The organism is Stenotrophomonas sp. YJH_SMC_43 (assembly GCF_059372535.1).
In genome coordinates this window covers 55351-77833 of sequence record NZ_JCAFVQ010000005.1, presented here as the reverse complement: position 1 = coordinate 77833, position 22483 = coordinate 55351, and the positions used below count along the sequence as shown (strand labels likewise).

Annotated in this window: 15 protein-coding genes; all 15 read left to right on the top strand. The window is 68.7% G+C overall.

All coding sequences use genetic code 11. The features are described from left to right. Positions 1-143 precede the first annotated feature (143 nt). The 15 genes from AC5QAH_RS19060 (at position 144) to AC5QAH_RS18990 (ending at position 22475) form a co-directional block, all read left to right on the top strand. Complete coding sequence (locus AC5QAH_RS19060; protein ID WP_495232507.1) at positions 144-7325, top strand: ESPR-type extended signal peptide-containing protein; 7182 nt, start codon at positions 144-146, stop codon at positions 7323-7325. 157 nt (positions 7326-7482) lie between these two features. After that, positions 7483-9336, top strand: coding sequence for a S8 family peptidase (locus tag AC5QAH_RS19055; RefSeq protein ID WP_010482036.1), 1854 nt, complete (start codon positions 7483-7485; stop codon positions 9334-9336). 136 nt (positions 9337-9472) lie between these two features. Continuing rightward, entirely contained in the window at positions 9473-11197 is a 1725-nt protein-coding gene (gene gspE, locus AC5QAH_RS19050) for a type II secretion system ATPase GspE (protein ID WP_043402652.1), read from the top strand. A gap of 24 nt (positions 11198-11221) precedes the next feature. Continuing rightward, a complete protein-coding gene (gene xpsF / locus AC5QAH_RS19045) occupies positions 11222-12442 on the top strand; it encodes a type II secretion system protein XpsF (RefSeq protein ID WP_100447644.1) in 1221 nt (406 codons plus the stop codon). Between the two features lie 49 nt (positions 12443-12491). Then, positions 12492-12935, top strand: a complete 444-nt coding sequence (gspG, locus tag AC5QAH_RS19040; RefSeq protein WP_010482031.1) for a type II secretion system major pseudopilin GspG — start codon at positions 12492-12494, stop codon at positions 12933-12935. A gap of 6 nt (positions 12936-12941) precedes the next feature. Continuing rightward, positions 12942-13436 (top strand): type II secretion system protein XpsH, encoded by a 495-nt coding sequence (gene xpsH / locus AC5QAH_RS19035; protein WP_010482028.1) that lies wholly within the window; start codon positions 12942-12944, stop codon positions 13434-13436. Then, positions 13433-13852, top strand: coding sequence for a type II secretion system protein XpsI (gene xpsI / locus AC5QAH_RS19030; protein WP_010482027.1), 420 nt, complete (start codon positions 13433-13435; stop codon positions 13850-13852). The genes xpsH and xpsI overlap by 4 nt, the downstream gene beginning before the upstream one ends. Beyond that, positions 13849-14481 (top strand): type II secretion system protein J, encoded by a 633-nt coding sequence (locus AC5QAH_RS19025; RefSeq protein ID WP_010482024.1) that lies wholly within the window; start codon positions 13849-13851, stop codon positions 14479-14481. Before xpsI ends, AC5QAH_RS19025 begins: the two co-directional genes overlap by 4 nt. Further along, positions 14478-15341 carry a type II secretion system minor pseudopilin gene (locus tag AC5QAH_RS19020; RefSeq protein ID WP_049482108.1) on the top strand — a complete coding sequence of 288 codons (864 nt, stop codon included), beginning with the start codon at positions 14478-14480 and terminating at the stop codon, positions 15339-15341. Before AC5QAH_RS19025 ends, AC5QAH_RS19020 begins: the two co-directional genes overlap by 4 nt. Beyond that, positions 15338-16483, top strand: coding sequence for a PilN domain-containing protein (locus tag AC5QAH_RS19015; protein WP_495232506.1), 1146 nt, complete (start codon positions 15338-15340; stop codon positions 16481-16483). The genes AC5QAH_RS19020 and AC5QAH_RS19015 overlap by 4 nt, the downstream gene beginning before the upstream one ends. Further along, on the top strand, positions 16458-17171 hold the full coding sequence (gene gspM / locus AC5QAH_RS19010) for a type II secretion system protein GspM (RefSeq protein WP_010482015.1): 714 nt from the start codon (positions 16458-16460) through the stop codon (positions 17169-17171). The genes AC5QAH_RS19015 and gspM overlap by 26 nt, the downstream gene beginning before the upstream one ends. Continuing rightward, positions 17161-17955: a type II secretion system protein, XpsN-like gene (locus AC5QAH_RS19005; RefSeq protein ID WP_010482014.1), complete on the top strand. Its 795-nt coding sequence runs from the start codon at positions 17161-17163 to the stop codon at positions 17953-17955. The genes gspM and AC5QAH_RS19005 overlap by 11 nt, the downstream gene beginning before the upstream one ends. 9 nt (positions 17956-17964) lie before the next feature. Continuing rightward, positions 17965-20166: a type II secretion system secretin GspD gene (gene gspD / locus AC5QAH_RS19000; RefSeq protein WP_313312037.1), complete on the top strand. Its 2202-nt coding sequence runs from the start codon at positions 17965-17967 to the stop codon at positions 20164-20166. Between the two features lie 618 nt (positions 20167-20784). Then, on the top strand, positions 20785-21639 hold the full coding sequence (locus AC5QAH_RS18995) for a glycosyltransferase family 2 protein (RefSeq protein WP_019338031.1): 855 nt from the start codon (positions 20785-20787) through the stop codon (positions 21637-21639). Next, a complete protein-coding gene (locus tag AC5QAH_RS18990) occupies positions 21636-22475 on the top strand; it encodes a glycosyltransferase family 2 protein (RefSeq protein WP_049435651.1) in 840 nt (279 codons plus the stop codon). Before AC5QAH_RS18995 ends, AC5QAH_RS18990 begins: the two co-directional genes overlap by 4 nt. The last annotated feature ends 8 nt before the right edge of the window (positions 22476-22483 follow it).

Sequence of the window (22483 nt, the reverse complement as noted above, 5' to 3'; positions counted from 1 at the left end):
GCGCTCGGTTTTCTGTCGCTGCGCGCCGTTCGGCAATACCCCGCAGTAAATCACGCGAATAAACGCCCCCAGGGGACGTTGGGCCGGAAAGCCCAGCGGTGGCGTTGCTTTGCCCAAAACCAGTCCAATCAGGAGCCGTACCGATGAATCGGATTTATCGCAAGGTCTGGAACAAAGCATTGGGTCAGTTGGTGGTGGCCTCGGAACTGGCTTCCTCCGACAGCAGCAGTGGTGGGGTCGTCGACCAGCGCCGCGATGCGACGCAGGCCACGCCCGCACTGCTGGCGGTGGCACTGGGCCTGGTATTGGGGTTGGGCATGAGCGGCACCGCCGCAGCACAGTCGGTGCAGATCGGCGGCAGCGCCACCTGCGTGGCATTCAGCGGCAAGCTGCTCGAAAAGTGCCTGATCGAAGGCTCGGCCAGCGCCAAGGGCAGCAACGCGGTGGCGATCGGCAGCAACAGCAGCGCCACTGCCGCCAACAGCGTAGCGCTGGGCGCCGGCTCCAAGGCCACGCGGGCCAACACGGTGTCCGTGGGTGATACCGGCAAGGAACGCCAGATCACCCATGTTGCCGCAGGCACCCAGGCCACCGATGCGGTAAACAAGTCACAGCTGGATGCGCAGGCGCGCGCCACGCAGGCCGCGCTGGCCGATGTCGCCGCAGATGGAAACCGCTATTTCAAGGCCGACGGCGCAGGTGATGACAGCGACGCGGCGAAGATCGACGGCCAGGGCGCGGTTGCGGCGGGTGCGGGTGCACAGTCGCTGGCCAACGCCACCACCGCCATCGGTACCCAGGCCATTGCCGCGGGCCTGGGCGCAAGCGCGTTCGGCCAGGGCGCATTGGCGATCGGTGACGCCAGCGTGGTGGTCGGGCAGAGTGCTGCCGCGTTCGGTCTTGGTGACACCGCCGTCGGCGCCAGTGCCTATGCCGCAAGCGAAAACGGCGCTGCCACCGCACTGGGTGCCTTGTCCGAAGCCACCGCCGATGGCGCGACCGCTGTCGGCGGCGGTGCCGTGGCGATGGGCCCGGGCAGCACCGCATTGGGCCGCGGCGCCACCGCCGCCAACGAAGCGTCGATCGCAGTCGGTGCGTTCAGCACTGCTGTCGGTGAATACAGCACCGCGCTGGGTTCGAATTCCGCTGCGGTTGCCACCGGCAGCGTGGCGCTGGGCGCGGGTTCGCTGGCCGACCGCGTCGATACCGTGTCAGTCGGTGCCGCCGAATACGGCCTGACCCGGCAGATCACCAGCGTTGCCGCAGGCACCGAAGACAACGATGCGGTCAATGTCGGCCAGTTGAAGGACGTGGCCGCCGTGGCCGATGCCACCGCCAAGCGCTTCCAGGCCACCGGCAGCAGCAACAGCGATGCCGGTGCACTGGCCGAAGGTGACGATGCACTGGCGGCCGGCGAGGCCGCCAATGCCCTCGGCAACGGCACCACGGCCGTCGGTGCCGGGGCAACGGCGGTCGCGCAGAACGCGACCGCCGTGGGCAACAACGCACTGGCCTCGGGCCAGAACAGTGCCGCGTTCGGCAACAACGCGCAGGCCAACGGTCCAGGCAGCGTTGCCGTGGGTGGTGCTGCGGTGGATGCCGACGGCAACCCGCTGATCACCAGTGGCGGCGTACCGGTGGAAACCGGCGCGACCAGCGCAGGCGTCGGTGGCACCGCGGTGGGCGCCAGTGCCGAAGCCAGCGGATTTGCGGCGTCGTCCTACGGTGTGGGTGCCTATGCGGCCGGCGCGCAGGCATCCGCGTTCGGTGCGGTGGCCAATGCCATCGGCGACTATTCCACCGCACTGGGTACCCAGAGCAATGCGACCGGCACCAGCAGCGTCGCCATCGGTGGCCCGGCCGACCTGATTCCCGGCCTGGGCTTCTTCGTGCAGACCCAGGCCAGCGGCGAAGCCGCGACCGCCGTCGGTGCCGGCGCCATCGCCAGTGGCGATCGTGCGGTGGCCAACGGCAGCCTGAGCGAAGCCTCCGGTGCTGAAGCCTCCGCTGTTGGCTACTTCGCCTATGCACCGGGTGAGAACGCCAGCGCGCTGGGTGCGCAGACCTGGGCCAGCGGTGCGCAGAGCACGGCCGTGGGTTACTACGCCACCGCACGCGGCGCCAACAGCGTCGCGCTTGGCGCGAACTCCGAAGCGGTGCGTGCCAACAGCGTGGCCGTTGGCAGTGCAGGCAACGAGCGGCAGATCACCAGCGTTGCTGCGGGCAGCGAAGCCACCGATGCAGTGAACAAGGCGCAGCTCGATGCCGTGGCCAGCACCGCCGACAGCACCGCGCGCTTCTTCCAGGCACAGCCGGAAGCCGACAGCGATGCCGGCGCGCTGGCCGAGGGCGAGGGCGCCGTCGCCGCCGGTTCGTCGAGCAATGCGATCGGCGCCGGCGCAGTAGCCCATGGCGCGGCTGCGTCGGCCATCGGCGATGACAGCGTGGCCGTGGGCCGCAACAGCGCAGCCACCGGCAATGGCGGTGTCGCCATCGGTGGCCTCGGCCAAGCCTACGACGAGTTCAACCAGCCGATCATCGGTGCCGATGGCACGGCACAGCAGGTGGGCACCACTGCCGTCGCCGATGCCACTGCGGTGGGCAGTGGCGCGCAGGCCACCGGGGCTGCCAGCAGCGCCTTCGGCAACGCGGCCAAGGCCAGTGGTGACAACAGCTTCGCCGCCGGCGGCAAGTCGCGCGCCACCGGCAGCTATGCGGTCGCGGTCGGCGACAGCGCCTTCGCCAGCAGCGATGACAGCACCGCAGTAGGCGGCTACAGCTGGGCCACTGCCAGTGGTGCAGCAGCATTCGGTTCGGGTGCATGGGCCACCGCCACCAATGCCTCGGCGTTCGGTAATGCGGCGTGGGCCAGTGGCAGCGGCGCCACGTCCATCGGTTACAACAGCTGGGCCAACGGCGCCAGTTCCACGGCGGTCGGCCGCGGTGCCTTCGGCTATGGCGACAACAGCGTGGCACTGGGCTTCCAGGCGCTGGGCAACAGCCTCAACAGCATCGCCATCGGCACCAATACAGTGGCCGGTGGTGAAAGCGCGATCGCGCTTGGCGCCGGCAGTAACGCCAGCGCCAGCAACGCTGTCGCGCTCGGTGCCGGTTCGGTTGCCAGTCGTGCACGTACGGTATCGGTGGGTAGCAGCGGCAACGAACGCCAGGTCACCAACGTCGCCGCGGGCACCCAGGCCACCGACGCAGTGAACAAGGCACAGCTGGATGCGGTTGCGACCACCGCCACCACCACCAGCCGCTTCTTCCAGGCCACCGGCAACGGCGACGACGTAGCCGGTGCACTGGTGGAGGGTGACAACGCACTGGCGGCCGGTGATGCCGCCAACGCCATCGGCAATGGCGCCACCGCACTGGGCAGCGGCGCCAACGCGCTGGCCAGCAACGCACAGGCGCTGGGCTTCAATGCATTGGCGACCGCAGCCAACGCCAGCGCTGTCGGTGCCAACGCACAGGCCACGGGCGAGTACGCCACCGCGCACGGTGCGGAAAGCGAAGCCAGCGGCGAACAGAGCGCGGCATTCGGTGCGGCCAGCATCGCCAGCGGCGCCGGTAGCACTGCCAATGGCGTGCTGTCCGAAGCGTCCGGCGAAGAAGCCGTGGCCGTGGGCTACTTCAGCAATGCCAGCGGCGACGCGGCCACCGCTGTCGGCAGCGAGAGCGTGGCCAGTGGTACGGCGTCGGCGGCCTTTGGTATCGGTGCCGAAGCCAGCGGCGGTTACAGCACTGCCATCGGTGGCTATGCACAGGCCTCGGCCTTCAATGCCACCGCGTTCGGCAACTTCGCCAATGCCTCTGGTTCCAACAGTGTGGCGGTGGGTGGCGATTCGGAAGCCTCCGGCGCCTACAGCACCGCCACCGGCCAGGGCAGCCTGGCGACCGGCACCAACAGCGTCGCCGTCGGTGGTTCGTTGTTCGGCGTGCTGGCCACCGAGGCCTCGGGCAACTACTCCACCGCGGTGGGTGGTGGTGCCTGGTCGGGCGGCATCAACAGCACCGCGCTGGGCAATGCCGCCGAATCGCGCGGTGCCAACAGCGTGGCGCTGGGTGCCGATTCGATCGCCGATCGCGACAACACCGTGTCGGTGGGCGGCGGTGGCAACACCCGCCAGATCACCAATGTGGCCGATGGCACGCAGGGCAATGATGCGGTCAACAAGAACCAGCTCGACGCCGTCGCCGCGGCAGCGGAAAAGACCCGCCGGCAGTTCCAGGCCAGTGGCAACGCCGACGGTGAAACCGGCGCGCTTGTGGAGGGCGATAACGCGCTGGCGGCCGGTGATGCGGCCAACGCGATCGGCAACGGTGCCACCGCGCTCGGCAGCGGTGCCAATGCGCTGGCCGCCAACGCCACCGCGGTGGGCATCGATGCGCTGGCCACCGGCAGCAACGCGGCTGCCCTGGGCAGCACGGCACAGGCCACCGGCGAGGACAGCCTGGCCCTGGGCAGCGGTGCCGGCGCCAGCGAGGTTGGTGCAAGCGCGGTGGGTGCGCGTGCACAGGCCAGCGGCGCCTACAGCACAGCCACAGGTACAGAAGCCAATGCCAGCGGCGGGCAGGCGCTCGCCAGCGGTTTCCGCAGCGCGGCTTCGGCTGATGGCACCACCGCGGTGGGTGGCTACGCCGAAGCCAGCGGTCGCCTCGGCACCGCTCTGGGCTATGGCTCGGCGGCCAGCGCTGCCAACACCACTGCAGTCGGCTTCGGTGCCGCGGCGGCCGGTACCGGTGCCGTTGCCGTGGGTCAGTCCAGCGAAGCCAGTGGCGAGGAGAGCGTGGCCATCGGCGGCAGCACCTTCTTCGGCTTGATCCCGTCGCGTGCCAGTGGGACCGGTGCGGCGGCGTTCGGCGCTGGTGCATGGGCCACCGAAGACTACGCGACCGCGATTGGCTGGAACTCGTGGGCGGCAGGCAGTAGCGCCACCGCGCTGGGTGCCAACGCCACTGCCAATGGCAGCAACAGCGTCGCGCTCGGCGCCGGCTCCAAGGCTGACCGTGACAACACCGTAGCCGTCGGCAAGGCCGGCGGTGAGCGCCAGGTGACCCACGTCGCGGCCGGCACCGAAGCCACCGATGCGGTGAACAAGGGCCAGCTGGATGCGGTCGCCAGCGTCGCCGACAAGACCAGCCGGCAGTTCCAGGCCAGCGGCAATGCCGATGGCGAAGCCGGTGCACTGGTCGACGGCGACAACGCACTGGCAGCCGGCAATGCGGCCAATGCCATCGGCAACGGCGCCACCGCGCTGGGCAGCGGCGCCAATGCCATGGCCGCCAATGCCACTGCCGTGGGCTTCGATGCGCTGGCCACCGGCAACAATGCGGCGGCGCTCGGCAACGCGGCGCAGGCCGGAGGTGTCGACAGCGTAGCCGTGGGCAGTGGCGCCAGCGCCAGCGAACTCGGCGCCAGTGCTACCGGCGCCGGTGCCCAGGCCAAGGGTGCCTACAGTACCGCCAGCGGTGCGCAGGCCACGGCCAGCGGCACCCAGTCGCAGGCCAGTGGTTTCCGCGCCAATGCCTCGGCCGATGGTGCGTCTGCGCTGGGCAGCTATGCCGAGGCCAGCGGTCGCCTGGGTACCGCGGTCGGCTACGGCAGCAAGGCAACCGGCGCCAATGCCACGGCGGTAGGTGTGAGTGCCACCGCCAGTGCCGCAGGCAGCGTGGCGTTGGGCGCGGGCTCGGTCGCCGACCGTGCCAACACTGTGTCGGTCGGCAGCGCGAGCAGTGATCGTCAGATCACCCGTGTCGCTGCCGGTACCGAGCGCACCGATGCGGTCAATCGTGGCCAGCTCGATGCGGTCGCGGCGACCGCCGATGGCACGGCCCGCTACGTCAAGGCCACCGGCGCAGGTACCGCCAGTGCCAACGGCAGCGATGCCGCCGCGATCGGTTCGGCAGCCACTGCCAGCGGCGCACGCAGCAATGCCCTGGGTGCCAATGCGATGGCCATCGGCAACGGTGCCTTGGCACTGGGCACCAGCGCCGGCGCATCGGGCGCGAACTCGGTGGCGCTGGGTGCCGGTTCGCGTGCACTCGATGCCAACGTGGTGTCGGTCGGCGGTGGCAATGGCACCGATGGTCCGGCCACGCGCCGCATCGTCAATGTGGCCGATGGCCGCATCGCCGCCGGCAGCAGCGATGCCATCACCGGTTCGCAGCTCAACGTCACCAACCAGCGGGTGGGCGCGGTGGAAACCCGCGTCGGTGATTTCGATTCGCGCATCGCCACCGTGGAAACCACGGCGGCCAGCGCGGTCAGCTATGACGACGCCAGCCGTGACCGCCTGACCCTGTCCGGTTTCCAGGGCACCACCATCGACAACGTCGGTGCCGGCAGCATCGCTGCGGGCAGTCGCCAGGCGATCAACGGCGGCCAGCTGTTCCAGTCGCTCAGTGATGCCGCCAGCTTCCTCGGCGGTGGTGCCAGCGTTGGCATGCAGGGTGTGTTCGTGGCGCCGAACTATGTGATCCAGGGCGCCACCTACAGCAATGTCGGCGATGCGCTCGGCGCGCTGGACCGCAAGGTCAGCGAGATCGACCGCCGCACCGCCGGTGGCACGCGTGCCGGGACTGCCAGCCTGCGCGCAATGAGTACCCCGCTGGATGACAGCCCGCTGGCCAGCGCCGCCGATGCACCTGCAACGGCCGACGCGGCACCGGCCAGCACCGCGCGCGTGCAGGGCACGCCGACCGCTGCCGCCGCCGGTGCCGGGATTCCGGTTGGCACTCCCGCGACGGGCTTCAATGCCGTCGCCATGGGCGAGGGCGCGGTCGCCAGCGGTGCTTCGTCCACCGCCGTCGGCCAGGGTGCCAGTGCCACGGCTGCCAACGCCGTGGCACTGGGCCAGGGTTCGGTCGCCGATCGTGCCAACACCGTGTCGGTCGGCAGCGAAGGCAACGAACGCCAGGTCACCAACGTCGCCGCCGGCACCACCGTCACCGACGCCGTCAACAAGGGCCAGCTGGACCGTGGCGTGGCCACGGCGAACAGCTACACCGACAGCCGCGTCCAGGCCGTCGCCGACAGCTTCGATGTGTTCAAGGGTGAAATCGATGGACGCCTGCGCCACATGGATCGCCGCATCGACCGCCAGGGGGCGATGAGCGCGGCGATGCTCAACATGGCCACCAGTGCCGCCGGTATCCGCACCCAGAACCGGGTCGGCGTCGGCATTGGCTTCCAGGGCGGCGAGTCGGCGTTGTCGCTGGGCTACCAGCGTGCGATCAGCGATCGCGCCACGGTGACCTTCGGTGGTGCCTTCAGCAGCGACGACAGCTCGGTTGGCGTCGGTGCCGGCTTCGGCTGGTAAGCCACTCCATCGCGCCGGCGGCCACCCACGCCGGCGCAGCACCTGCAGTGAGGGCCTGGGGGGAGGTCACGGCAATCCCGGCTGGGCCGGCCGGGAGTCGTCAAGGAATGATGGCCGCAGTGTTGGTTCGATCCATGACCCAGAAGAGGAATTCGACGTGATCAAGAAGCAGAACCTTCGCATCAATGTGCTTGCCGCCGCCGTGCTGTCGATGACGGCTGTCGGTGCCGTCCACGCCGCTGGACTGCCGACCCGTGAACCGGTGCGCCAGGCCAGCACCGCCCAGCCGGGAACCGAGCGCATCATCGTCAAGTACCGGGCCGGTGCTGCTGCCGCCACTGACCGCTCGGCGAAGCTGTCCACCGTGCAGTCCGCACTGACCCGTGCCAGCCTTTCCGGCGGCACATCCCGCGCCAGCACGCTCGGCCCGCAGGTGGTCCGCAAGCTGTCTACCGGGGCGGACCTCATCCGTGTGCAGGGCCGCCTGGCCCCGGCCGAACTGCAGCGCGTACTGAAGGAGCTGAAGGCCGACCCGTCGGTGCAGTACGCCGAAGCCGACGTGAAGCTGCGCCGCACCGAACTGCGTGCCGGCAACGTACAGCCGGCGCTGGTGCCGAACGATCCCTTCTACCAGCAGAACCAGTGGCATCTGCATAATGCGGTCGGCGGCATCAACGCACCGGCGGCATGGGATGTCTCGCAGGGTGAGGGCATCGTGGTGGCGGTGATCGATACCGGCATCCTGCCGCAGCATCCGGACCTGGTCGGCAACCTGCTGGAGGGTTATGACTTCATCAGCGACGCGGAGACCTCGCGGCGCCCGACCAACGATCGCGTGCCGGGTGCGCAGGACTACGGTGATTGGGTCGAGAACGACAACGAGTGCTATGACGGTTCGCTGGCCGAGGACAGTTCCTGGCACGGCACCCACGTCGCCGGCACCGTGGCCGAGCAGACCAACAACGGCGTCGGCATGGCCGGTGTCGCCTACAAGGCCAAGGTACTGCCGGTGCGCGTGCTCGGTAAGTGCGGTGGCTACCTGTCCGACATCGCCGATGCGGTGGTCTGGGCATCGGGTGGCACGGTGGCCGGCATTCCGGCCAACACCAATCCGGCCGAGATCATCAACATGAGCCTGGGTGGCGGTGGCGCCTGCGCCAGCACCTACCAGGACGCGATCAACGGCGCGATCTCGCGCGGTACCACCGTGGTGGTGGCGGCCGGCAATGAAGCCGACAACGCGTCCAAGTACCAGCCGGCCAGCTGCGAAGGCGTGGTGACCGTGGGTGCCACCCGCATCACCGGTGGCATCACCTACTACTCCAACTACGGCACCCGCGTGGACCTGTCCGGTCCGGGTGGCGGTGGCAGTGTGGACGGCAACCCGGGCGGCTACATCTGGCAGACCGGCTCCAATGCGGCCACCACGCCGGAATCGGGCACGCCGGGCTACATGGGCATGGGCGGTACCTCGATGGCCTCGCCGCATGTGGCCGCCGTTGCCGCACTGGTGCAGAGCGCGCTGATCGCCAAGGGCAAGGATCCGTTGACCCCGGCCGCGATGCGTACCCTGTTGAAGGAAACCGCACGTCCGTTCCCGGTCGCCATTCCGGCGGCGACCCCGATCGGTACCGGTATTCTCGATGCCAAGGCCGCGCTGGCCAAGGCACTGGAAGAACCGTGCACCGAGAACTGCGGGCCGGTGGCCACGCCGCTGACCAACAAGGCCGCCGTGGGTGGCCTGAACGGTGCCGCCGCCAGCAGCCGCCTGTACAGCTTCGAAGCCGTCGCCGGCAAGCAGCTCAGCGTGATCACCTACGGTGGCACCGGCAATGTCTCGGTCTACATCGCGCAGGGGCGTGAACCGAGCGCCAGCGACAACGACGCCAAGTCGACCCGTCCGGGCACGTCCGAGACGGTGCGGGTGAACAAGCCGGTGGCCGGTACCTACTACATCAAGGTAGTCGGCGAAGCGGCCTACAACGGCGTGAGCATCCTTGCCACGCAGTAAGCTGGAACTGTCGTAATTGAATGGCCGAAGCCCGTCATCCCGTGTGACGGGCTTCGTCTTTTTACGAAAGGTGGTGGAGGGGCGGCGGAAATCATGGCTTAACTGTTAAAGTCGAGCCGATTGACAGGAGAGTCATGTGAACGCGCTTGCTGCTACCGCCGCTGCCGACAACGCTGAAGGCCGCATCCTGGATGCGCTGCTGGCGCGCGGCCGGCTGAAGGAAGGCGATCTGGCACGTGCGCGGCCGCTGCACGCAGAGGCCGGCGGCAGCCTGCTGGGCCTGCTGGTGCGGCTGGGGCTGGTGTCCGAGCGTGACCAGGCACAGGCCAGCGCCGAAGTGCTGGGCCTGCCGCTGCTGGAAGGCAAGCAGCTGCCGGAAGCACCGCCACAAGGGCTGGCGGAAGGCCTGCCGTTGTCACTGCGCTTCCTCAAGCAGTTCCACGTCTGCCCGCTGGCCCTGGATGAACAGGGCGTACGGCTGTGGCTGGCCGACGCCCATGATCCCTACCCGCAGCAGGCGGTGCAGCTGGCACTGGGCGTGCCGGTGACGCCGGTTCTGGGCATGCGTGCGGAGATCGATGACCTGGTCGAGCGCTGGTTCGGCCAGGGCCGCAGCGCGATGGGCGCGATCGTCGAAACCGCCGATGGCGAGGGCGGTGCGGTCGATGACATCGAGCACCTGCGCGACCTCGCCTCGGAAGCGCCGGTGATCCGCCTGGTCAACCTGGTGATCCAGCGTGCAGTGGAGCTGCGCGCTTCGGACATCCATGTCGAACCATTCGAGAGCCGGCTGAAGGTGCGCTACCGCGTCGACGGTGTACTGGTGGAGGGCGAAAGCCCGCCGGCCAACCTCACCGCGGCGGTGATCAGCCGCATCAAGATCATGGCCCGGCTCAACATCGCAGAGCGCCGCCTGCCGCAGGATGGCCGCATCATGCTGCGCGTGCAGGGCAAGGAGCTGGACCTGCGCGTGAGCACGGTCCCGACCGCGCATGGCGAAAGCGTGGTGATGCGATTGCTGGACCGCGAAACGGTGGTGTTCGATTTCCACCGCCTCGGCTTCACCGATGCGTTCCTGCCGCAGTTCCGCAAGGTGCTGGAGCAGCCGCATGGCATCCTGCTGGTGACCGGCCCCACCGGCTCGGGCAAGACCACCACGCTGTATACCGCGCTGAGCCAGCTCAATACCGCCGACGTCAAGATCATCACGGTCGAAGACCCGGTGGAATACCAGATCGAGGGCATCAACCAGATCCAGGCCAAGCCGCAGATCGGCCTGGACTTCGCCAACGCCCTGCGCAGCATCGTGCGCCAGGATCCGGACATCATCATGATCGGCGAAATGCGCGACCTGGAAACCGCGCGCATTGCGATCCAGTCGGCGTTGACCGGCCACCTGGTGCTGTCCACCCTGCATACCAACAACGCAGCGGGTGGCATCACCCGCCTGCTCGACATGGGCGTGGAAGACTACCTGCTCACGTCCACCATCAACGGCATCCTTGCCCAGCGCCTGGTGCGCCGGCTGGAACCGACCCACGCCGAGCGCTATGAGGCCTCGCCGGAGGAAATCGAACGATTCGAGCTGCGCCGCCTGCAGCCGGAAGGGCCGATCCACCTGTATCGCCCGAAGCCCTCCGCGCTGGCGCCGACCGGTTATCTCGGCCGCACCACCATCATGGAATTCCTGGTGATGAACGATGCGCTGCGGCGCGCGGTGATGCGCCGCGATGGCATGGGCGAGATCGAACGCATCGCCCGCGAAGCGGGCATGCGCACGATGTACGAAGATGGCCTGTCCAAGGCCCTCAGTGGCCAGACGACCATCGAGGAAGTCCTGCGTGTCACCGAGGAAAGCTGATGCGCGCAGGACGCCGGGGCTGACATGCCGACCTACCGTTACAAGGCACTGAATCCGCACGGCGAGATCTTCGACGGGCAGATGGAAGCGGCCAGCGAGGCCGAACTGGTCGCGCGCCTGCAGGACCAGGGTCATCTGCCGATGGAGACCCAGCTGGCCGATGGCGGTGCGATCGGTGGCAGCAATTGGCGCAACCTGTTCCGCCAACGGCCGCTGCAGGGTGCGGCATTGCTGCAGTTCACCCAGCAGCTGGCGACACTGCTCGGTGCAGGCCAGCCGCTGGATCGCGCGCTGTCGATCCTGCTCGGCCTGCCGGAAGACGAACGCTCGCGCCGCGCGATCACCGACATCCGCGATGTGGTGCGCGGTGGTGCGCCGCTGTCGACCGCACTGGAGCGCCAGCATGGGTTGTTCTCGCGCCTGTACGTGAACATGGTGCGTGCCGGTGAGGCCGGCGGCAGCCTGCACGAAACCCTGCAGCGCCTGGCCGACTACCTCGAACGCAGCCGGGCCCTGCAGGGCAAGGTGATCAACGCGCTGGTGTACCCGGCCATCCTGCTGGTGGTGGTGGGCGGTGCGCTGCTGTTCCTGCTCGGCTACGTGGTGCCGCAGTTCGCGCAGATGTACGAGAGCCTGGATGTTGCGCTGCCGTGGTTCACCAACGCGGTATTGCAGCTGGGCCTGTTCGTGCGTGACTGGTGGGTGTTGCTGCTGGTGGTGCCGGCAGTACTTGCGCTGTTCTTCGAACGCAAGGCACGGCAACCGGCCTTCCGGCTGGCGCTGGATGGCTGGCTGCTGCAGCGTCGCAGCATCGGCCGCCTGCTGGGTGAACTGGAAACCGCGCGGCTGGCCCGCACGCTGGGCACCCTGCTGCGCAATGGGGTGCCGCTGCTGGGTGCCCTGGGCATCGCCCGCAACGTACTGGGCAACCGCGCGCTGGCCGCCGATGTGGAAGCTGCCGCGGATGAAGTGAAGAATGGTACCGGCCTGTCGCTGGCACTGTCGCGCGGCAAGCGTTTCCCGCGCCTGGCACTGCAGATGATCCAGGTCGGCGAGGAATCCGGTGCACTCGATACCATGCTGCTGAAAGCGGCCGATACCTTCGAACAGGACAGCGCCCGGCGCATCGACCGCCTGCTGGCGGCGATGGTGCCGGCGATCACCCTCGTACTGGCCTCGGTGGTCGGCGCGGTGATCGTCGCCGTGCTGGTGCCGCTGTATGACCTGACCAATGCCATCGGTTGACGATGGATCCCTACGCAACCCCGACACTCCGCAACTGAAAGGACCGACCATGATTGCTTCCCGTCGACCGATCCGCCTTTCCTTCACCGCCGCGCGCAACCAGTCGGGCATGAGCCTGCTGGAGATCATCATCGTCATCGTGCTGATCGGCGCGGTGCTGACCCTGGTCGCCAGCCGCGTGCTGGGTGGCGCCGACCGCGGCAAGGCCAACATCGCCAAGGCACAGGTGCAGACCGTCGCATCCAAGGTCGACAACTACCAGATCGATACCGGCAAGCTGCCCGGCTCGCTCAACGATCTGGTGACTGCACCGGCTGGCGTCGGTGGCTGGTTGGGCCCGTATGCCAAGCCGGCCGATCTGAACGATCCGTGGGGCCATGCGCTGGAATACCGCACGCCGGGCGAAGGCCAGCCGTATGAGCTGATCAGCCTGGGCAAGGACGGCAAGGCCGGCGGCAGCAGCGTCGACGCTGACATCCGCTACCAGCCGTAACCGGGCATGTCGCATTTCCTGCCGCGCCGGTTGCCACGCCCGCGCCTGCCCGGCAGGCGCGCAGCGGGCCTGTCGCTGCTGGAAATGCTGCTGGTGATCGCGCTGATCGCCGCGATCGGCCTGATCACCGCTGCCGGCCTGTCGCGCGGTTTCGCCGGCATGCAGCTGCGCAGCGCCGGCAAGGACATCGCCAACCAGCTGCGCGTGGTGCGCGCGCAGGCGATCGCCCGGGGCGAACCGCAGCGCTTTGTCATCGAGCCGGCCAAGCGGCGCTGGGAAGGCGCCAACCAGCGCCACGGCGACGTGCCGGCACAGCTGCAGGTCCAGTTCGAAGGCGCCGCGCAGCTGGCCACCGCGCCAGGGCAGGGCGTGATCGAGTTCCATCCCGACGGCGGCTCCAGCGGCGGCCGCATCCGGCTGCAGCGTGATGATGCCGAATGGCGCATCGACGTGGGCTGGCTGACCGGTGAGGTCCGCTCCGGCCCCTGGCGGGCGCAATGAAGCGGCGCGCCCGCGGCTTCACCCTGCTGGAAGTGATCATCGCCTTTGCCCTGCTCGGGCTGGCGCTGACCCTGCTGCTGGGCAGCCTGTCAGGCGGCGCCAGGCAGGTGCGTGAGGCCGAACTGCGCACGCGCGCAATACTGCATGCGCAGTCGTTGCTGGCCGAAACCGGCGTCGCCACGCCGCTGCAGGTGGGCAGCCAGCAGGGCGACTGGGAGCAGGGACGCTACCACTGGGAACTGCAGGTGCAGCCGTGGGTGGAGCCACGTGCAGGCAGCGTCGTGCAGACACAGTCAGCCGGTGCCCCCTGGCTGGCCGAACTGCAGCTGCAGGTGCGGTGGGGTGACAGCGAACGCGAGCAGCTGCGCTGGCGCAGCCTGCGCCTGCTGCCGCCGGATCTGGAGCGTGCGCGATGACGCGCCGTGCTGCAGGTTTCACGCTGGTTGAAGTGATGCTGGCCACGGTGCTGTTGGCCGGTGGCCTGGCGCTGGCGTTCGCCAGCGTGCGCTCGGCGATGGCGGTCAGCCAGCGTGGCGAGCAGATTGCGGCCGAGAGTGAGCGCATGCGCGCGGTGCAGGCCCTGTTGCGGCGGCAGCTGGCCGGTGCGCTGCGCACGCCGCTGGAAGTCCCCGATCCCACCCGCGAACCGATCTTCTTCCAGGGCGAAGAACAGCGCATGATGTTCGCCGCTGATCTCCCGGGTTACCTCGGCCGTGGCGGAGCCTACCTGCACGCGCTGCAGGTGGACGGCCGCGATGGCCAGCAGCGCCTGCTGCTGGACCTGGTGCTGCTGCAGGAAGGCGAGCGCATCGCCGAGAATCCGCCGCGCCCACCGGAAGTGCTGGTGGAGAACCTGAAGTCGGTGCAGCTGCGCTATCGCGGCATCGATGCCAGTACCGGCCAGATGAGCGACTGGATGCCGCGCTGGGACGATACCCGTCGCCTGCCGATGCTGGTGGAGATCCAGATCGTGCCCGCCAAGGGGGCGCCCTGGCCCACGCTGGTGGTGGCACCGCGCGCTGGTGGCAGCGGAGGCGCGCGATGAACCGGCAACACGGTGCGGCACTGGTCCTGGTGCTGTGGTTGATCGCATTGATGACCGCGCTGGTCGGTGCGTTCGCGCTGAGCGCACGGGTCGAGCATCTGCAGCAGCGGGTGCTGGATGACGACGCACGCGGCCAGGAACGGGCGCGCGCCGGCCTGGAGTACGCGCTGCTGCGGCTGTCCGCCGATCCGCTGCGGGCGCCCTGGCGTGCCGATGGCCGCACCTACCGCTGGCAGTTCGATGACGCCAGCATCGAGATCAAGGTGCTGGACGAGAACGGCAAGATCAACCTGAACCTGGCCGACGTGACCCTGCTGACCGCGTTCCTCAAGGCGCTCGGCGAAGACGAAGGGGCGGCCCGGCAGATGGCCGGCGCCATTGTCGACTGGCGTGATGAAGACAGCCTGCTGCAGCCGGGTGGTGGCGCCGAAGCGCCGGACTATGCGGCGGCCGGGTTGCCGTATGGCCCGCGCAACAAGCGTTTCGAGACGCTCGGCGAACTGCAGCGGGTACTGGGGATGCGCGGTCCGCTGTACAAGGCCATGCTGCCGCACCTGACCCTGTACAGCCGCCAGGCGCGCCCGGATCCCCAGTTCGCCAGCGCGCCGGTGCTGACCGCACTGGGCCTGGATGCGGATACCGTGCTGGCGCAGCGCGCGCAGCAGGAGCGTGACGCAGATGCCGCTGGCGGTGCGACAACGCTTGCCAGCAGCAGCGGCACCTATAGTATCGAGTCTCGTGCAACCGATGGCAGTGGACGCCGGTCGGTGTTGCAGGCAGTGGTACGCAATGGCTCGGGCGGGGTTCCCGGGCGGTCCTACACAGTGCTTCGCTGGGAGCAGGGAATGACAGCAAGATGACGGCATGGCAGGACAGTGTGCGGCAGGTGCAGGGCCGGATCGGCCCTGGCGCCGGCCGTTTCCTGCGCTGGTGGCGGCAATCGCTGCTGGCCTGGGTGCCGGCGCGTTGGCAGTGGGCACTGGGCTGGGCACAGGCGCGCCTGCTGCTGCAGCGCCAGGGTGACCAGCTGCAGGTCTGGCGAGAGGCCGGTGAGCGCCGCGAAGCGGTGGCCAGCGTGCCGTGGCCGCTGTCGCCGGCCGAACTGGACCGCGTGCTGGAACCGCGACTGCGCAGCCTGCCGCGGGCGTGGCTGCTGCCGGCCAGCGAAGTACTGCGTCGTCATCTGCGCCTGCCTGCGGCTGCGGCCGACCGCCTGCGCGCCGTGGTCGGTTTCGAGATCGACCGCCAGACGCCGTTCGAATCCAGCCAGGTCAGCTATGACGTGCGTGAACTCGGGAGCGCGGCCGAAGGCCAGCTGCAGGTCGAACTGGTTGCCTGGCCATTGCGCCAGCTTGAAGCGTGGCGAGCCAGCGTGGGCGAGTGGGCCGATGCGCTGGCCGGTGTCGATGCCATCGACGCCCACGGTGACCCCCTGCAGGTGAATCTGTTGCCGCCGGGGCAGCGCCAGCTGCGGGTGGATCCGACGCGGCGCTGGAATGTGCTGCTGGCCGTGGCCGCGCTGGTGATGCTGGTGCTGGCGGCCCTGCAGCTGCTCGACAACCGCCGTGCCGCCGCCGATGAGCTGCGTGCGCAGGTTGAACGCAGTGCGCGCAGTGCGCGTGGTGTCGCCAGCGAACGCGCGCAGCTGCAGGCACTGATCGATGGTGCCGCATTCCTGGAAAAGCAGCGCAGCCAGCGCGCCGGAACGGTGGAAGTCTGGAATGAACTGACCCGGCGCCTGCCGGAGGGCACCTACCTGGAAAAGCTGGCCATCGAGAACAACAACCTGCAGCTGATCGGCCTGAGCCGCGAGGCCTCGCAGCTGGTGCAGCTGCTGCAGGATGCGCCGCAGTGGCGCAAGGTCAATCTGACCGGCGTACTGCAGGCCGATGGCGCCGCCAGTGGCCGTGACCGCTTCACCATGACCGCCGAACTGCAGCCGTTGCCGGCTGCGGCCCCGACCCGGGAGGCGGCCGATGCCGATGCCAAGCGCACGCCGTGACCGCTGGCTGGCACTGGCGCTGCTGCTGGCAGTGCTGGGCCTGGCCTACCTGCTGCTGGTGCACCCCTGGTTCACCCAGCCGCTGCGCGAAATCGATGCCGACGTGGCCGCCCTGCGCGAGCGCGAACAGCGCGTGCAGGCGCAGCTGCAGCAGCAGCCGCAGATCGAACAACGCCTGCGCGCCACCCGCGAGGCACTGCAGCAGCGGCCGGGCTTCCTGCGTGAAGCCACCGCCGAAGCTGCAGCCGCTGCGCTCGGCGCGAAGCTGCAGGATGCGGTGGCGATGGCCAGCCCGGGCAACCGCAGCTGCACCATCAGCAACCGCACGCCACTGACCGACAACCGTCGTGACGCCGAGTTCGTGCGCGTTGCCATGCAGGTGCGCCTGCGTTGCGGTGTGGCCGAACTGGCCACGGTGCTGCACAGCCTGGAAACCGGCAGCCCGCGCCTGTTCGTCGACAACCTCAACCTGATCGCGCAGCGCTTCCAGCAGTCGCCGAATGAATCCGGGCTGGGCCTGGACGTGTCGTTCGAACTGGCCGGCTACCTGCTGCCCGGTGCCGCTGCCGATGGCGCTGCGCCGGCACCTGCAGCCGAGCCGGGCGCGGCGCCGCAACCGCCTTCGGCTGCACCGGCACCCTCACCGGCTGTGCCGGAAGAGGGGCAGGAGGTGGCCGATGAAGCTTGAGCAGATCAGCCTGCGCACCGGTTTCCTGCTGGCACTGGCCGGCTGGGCGGCAGCGGTCTGGCTGGCCACCGGCTTCGGCCTGGGCAGCCAGCTGCCAGGTGCGGATGGCGATGCCGATGCAGTGCCTTCGTTGCCGGTGCTGCCGCCGTTGGCCGCAGAACGCATGGCCAGCGCCGACAGCTACAGTGCCATCGGCGAGCGACCGCTGTTCGCCGAGGACCGCAGGCCGAAGCCCTACCTGCTCGGTGGCAGCGAGCCTGCCGCCAGCGCCGCGCTGCGCCTGACCGGCGTGCTGCTGACCGGCGACTTCGGCATGGCCACCTTCACCACCGAACAGAACCGTTCGTTGCGCCTGCGCCTCAACGGTGAAGCCGTCGACGGCTGGCAGCTGGTGGCACTGCAGCCGCGCCAGGCCACCGTGATCGGCCCCGGTGGCAACCAGGTGCTGGAACTGGCGGTCTTCAACGGCCAGGGCGGTGAGCCGCCGACCGTGCTGCGCGGCGCCAACGGTGCGCCGCCGGCAGGTGCGATCGTTGTGCCGCCCCCGGCAGGTGCTCCGCCGACACCGCCGCCGGCTGCGGCAACTCCATCGCCGTCGCCTGCTGCCAGTACGCCCGCGCCCTCGGCTGCGGCGGCCGCCACACCGCCTGCCACCAACAACGGCCCCAGCGAAGCGCAGATGCAGGCCATCCGCGAACGCATCCAGGCCCGTCGCCGCCAGCTGCAGCAACAACAACAGCAGCAACAACCGTCGCCGCCCCCGGGCGATGGCACCAACCGATAGAGTGAATGCATGAGCCTGCGTTTCCTTCCCTGGTCCTTTGCCCTCGCGCTGCTGGTCGGCTGCAGCACCGTGTCCGCGCCGCACGTGCAGCGCAAGGGCAATCTGTCGCCCACTGCCGAGGCCGGCCAGGCGGCCAATGTCGCCGCGGATGCTGCCCGTGACGCCCAGGGCGCTCCGCAGGCAGTGATCCGCCGTGGCACCGGCACCATGATCAACCGCGAAGCAGCACGCGCACCGGCACCGGCACTGCATGGCGCCAGCACCGGTGAAGCAACCTTCAATTTCGAAGGCGAATCGGTGCATGCGGTGGTCAAGGCCATCCTCGGTGACATGCTGGGCCAGAACTACGTGATCGCACCGGGGGTGCAGGGCACGGTCACCCTGGCCACGCCCAAGCCGGTGTCGCCGGCGCAGGCGTTGAACCTGCTGGAGATGGTGCTGGGCTGGAACAACGCACGCATGGTCTACAGCGGTGGCCGCTACAACATCGTCGCCGCCGACCAGGCGCTGGCCGGTACGGTCGCGCCGAGCACGGCGCCCGCTGCCAGTGCGCGAGGCTTCGAGGTACGGGTCATCCCGCTGCAGTTCATCTCCGCCACCGAAATGAAGAAGGTACTGGAGCCGTATGCGCGGCCCAATGCCATCGTCAACGTCGACAGCGGCCGCAACGTGATCACCCTGGGTGGTACCCGCGCCGAGCTGGAAAACTACATGCGCACCGTCGAGATCTTCGACGTCGACTGGCTGTCGGGCATGTCGGTGGGCGTGTTCCCGATCCAGTCGGGCAAGGCCGAACAGGTGGCTGCCGACCTGGAGAAAGTGTTCGGCGAGGAGAGCAAGACGCCCAGCGCCGGCATGTTCCGCTTCCTGCCCCTGGAAAACGCCAACGCGGTGCTGGTGATCACCCCGCAGGTGCGCTACCTGGACCAGATCCAGCAGTGGCTGGACCGCATTGATACGGCCGGTGGCAGTGCCCGCCTGTTCTCCTACGAGCTGCGCTACATCAAGGCGCGTGACCTGGCCGAACGGCTCAGTGAAGCCTTCGCCAGCAGCGGCAACCGTGGCGGTTCCAGCCCGGCCTCGCTGGCCCCGGGTGCGATGCCGTCGCAGCTGGGCAGCGACGGCGACCGTGGCATGGACAGCAACAACAACAGCAGTTTCGGCTCGACCCCGGGCAGCGGTTCCAGTGGTGCCGGCAACGGCAGCATGAACCTGCCGCAGCGCCAGTCCGGCAACGTCAGCGTCAGCCTGGAAGTGGAGGGCGATCGCGTGGGCGTGTCGGCGGTGGAGGAAACCAATACCCTGCTGGTGCGCTCGACCCCGCAAGCCTGGCGCTCGATCCGCGAGGTGATCGAGAAGCTGGACGTGATGCCGCTGCAGGTGCACATCGAAGCGCAGGTGGCCGAAGTCTCGCTGGACGGTGACCTGAAGTACGGCGTGAACTGGTTCTTTGACAACGCCGTGGCCGGGCGTGCACTGACGGGAGCCTTGGGCGGCGTGACCCTGCCGGCAGCAGCGGGTGGCTCCTGGAGCAGCTTCGCCGGTGCCGCGACCGGTGGCGAAGGCCTGGGCTGGGCGTTCACCGGCCACAATGGTGCGGCGGTGGTGAGCGCGCTGGACAAGGTCACCGATGTACGCCTGCTGCAGACCCCTTCGGTGTTCGTGCGCAACAACGCCGAGGCCACGCTCAACGTGGGCGACAAGGTGCCGATCAACACCACCACGGTGAACACCGGCCTGGGCACCGGCACCTACAGTTCGGTGCAGTACATCGACACCGGCGTGATCCTGAAGGTGCGCCCGCGCGTGACCCGCGATGGCACGGTGTTCCTCGACATCGTGCAGGAAGTGAGCAGCGCCTCGAACGTACCTGACAACTGCAATCCGACCGAGCGTAACTGCAACCCGAGAATTTCCACCAAGAAGCTCTCGACCGAAGCAGCGGTGCAGAGCGGCGACACCATCATGCTGGCCGGCCTGATCACCGATTCGGCCACTGATGGCAGCAGCGGCATTCCCGGCCTGAGCCGGATTCCGGTGGTGGGCGCGCTGTTCGGGCAGAAGAGCCGCACCAGCCGCCGTTCGGAGGTGATCGTGCTGTTGACCCCGAGCATCGTGCGCAACAGCCAGGAAGCACGCAATCTGACCGACGAGTACAGCCAGCGCTTCCGCGCGATGGAACCGCTGAACCAGCCGCGCGCAAAGAAGTAAGGGGGTTGCGGCAGGGCTGCGCCCTGCACCCGCAGAGGCTGAAGCTGGAGCAACGGCAACAGCAACAGCAACAGCAACAGCAACAGCAACAGCAACAGCAACAGCGGGTTTACTGAGGGATGGCGGGGCACTGTGGGTTTGCGGGGACGCCGTAAACCCGTCCATGGGGGCTTGGTCGCCGCATCCATGCGGCTCACACCCCGCAAACCCACAGTGCCCCGCCTTCGACAGTTTCCTGCTGCTGTTGGTAGGTGTCGACCTTGGTCGACACGATCCACGCCATGCGTGGATGACTCTCCATCGAAATCGAATATTTCGATATCTGTGAGATCTGAGCCGAGCATGGCTCGGCTCTACAGAAGAGCAGGCAGGTCGCGGAAATCTGTCGAAGGCGGGGTGGGTCCGGTTGCGGGGGCGTGAGCCGCATGGATGCGGCGACCGAGCTTACATGGACGTACTTGCAGCGTCCCCCGCAACCGGACCCACCCCGCCAACCCCCAGGAACCCAGCTTTTGCTTCGGCTGTTGCTGTTGCCCTGGCCTGAGGCGGGTGCCGGGTGCAACCCGGCCGATACCCTCCCAGTGCTAGGCTGTGGCTACCGACAACCACGGAGGCGGGATGGGGGCGATCGTGTTGTTGCCGCTGTGCGTGGACGACGCCGCGCTCGACCGCTGCCTGGCCGCACTGGATGCGGGCACCGCGCCGGGGACCGCGGTCTGGCTGGCCGACGACGCGCAGACCGGGCCGCGTGCGCAGGCGGTGGTGGAACACTGGTTGGCGCACACGCCACTGCAGGCCGAGTACACCCGGCGTGCACGGCCACTGGGTGAAGTCGCCCACCTGGACGAGATGCTGCGCGCCTGCGATGGCATGGACGTGGCGGTGCTGGCACCGGACAGCGTGCCCGCACCGGGCTGGCTGCAGCAGCTGCAGGACGCCTTCGCCCGCGATGCCGCCATCGCGACCGCAACCCCATGGTGCAATGCCGGCGAAACCGCTGCGTGGCCCCGGCTGGGCGAGATCAATCCGGAACCCGACGATGCCGCGCTGCTGGCGCAGACCTGTGCCGGCCTGCCAGCGCTGCACCCGGAGCTGCCGTCGGCGGTCACCCACGCGGTGCTGGTGCGGGGCAACGCGCGCCGGCGTGCCGGCGGCCTGGACGTGGACAGCTATGCCGGCTGGAACGCGGCGCTGGTGGACCTGAGCCTGCGCATGGCCGGCCTGGGATGGCGCAACGTGTTGTGCGAGACCGCCTTCGTCAGCCGGGCAGGGGAGGCGGTCAGCCGTGATGGCGATCTCGAGGCCCTGGCCGCGCGCTGGCCGGGCTGGGTGCCTCGGCTGGCTGACTTCCTGATGCATGATCCACTGCACGGGCTGCGTGCCGACCTGCAGCAGCGCATGCGGCAGGCGATAATGCCGAAGGAACAGGGGGACCTGTTCGTCCCGTCTTCCGCGCCGGAGCCTCCTGCTTGAATGTTGCCATTGCCGCCATCGTCGTCACCTACCAGAGTGGCAGCACCATCGATGCCTGCCTCTCGCGCCTGCGCCAGGCGCAGGACGTGGCCGAGATCCGGGTGATCGACAATGGCTCGATGGATGGCACGCTGGATATCGTGCAGCGCCATGCCAGCCACGACCCGCGCGTGCGTTTCGTCGGCAATCCGGACAATCCCGGCTTTGCCGCCGCCAACAACCAGGGCGTGGCCGATTCGCACAGCCCATGGCTGGCCTTCATCAACCCGGACCTGATGGTTGAACCGGAAACACTGGCCGCACTGCGCAGCCGCGCGGAAGCGCTGGGCGATTGCCTGCTCGGCGTCGAACAGGTCGACGAGCAGGGCCTTGCCGACGAGGCCGTGCGCCGCCGCGACCCGGACTTCCTGATGATGCTGCGCTCGCCAGGCAAGGGCTCGAAGCTGGCGGTGCCGCGTGACCCGCAGCAGGCGCTGCAGCGGGTGCCGGCGTTGTCTGGCGCGCTGCTGATGATGCCGCGTGCATTGTTCGACTGCATCGGAGGCTGGGACGCCGGCTATCGTCTGCACGCTGAAGACCTGGACCTGTGCCGGCGCGCGCGCGAAGCGGGGGCGGTGGTGGCGATCGCCAATGATCTGCAGGTCACCCACGTTCGTGGCGTCTCCAGCCGCTCGCGGCCGTTCTTCGTCGAATGGCACAAGCACAAGGGCCTGTGGCGCTATTTCCAGAAGTTCGAGGCCAGGCAGCGTTCGCTGCCGGTACGGGTGGCGGTGTGGGGCGCGATCTGGGCGCACGCCCTGATGCTGGTGCCGCGCCTGCTGCGCAGGTCGTTGTAGAGCCGAGC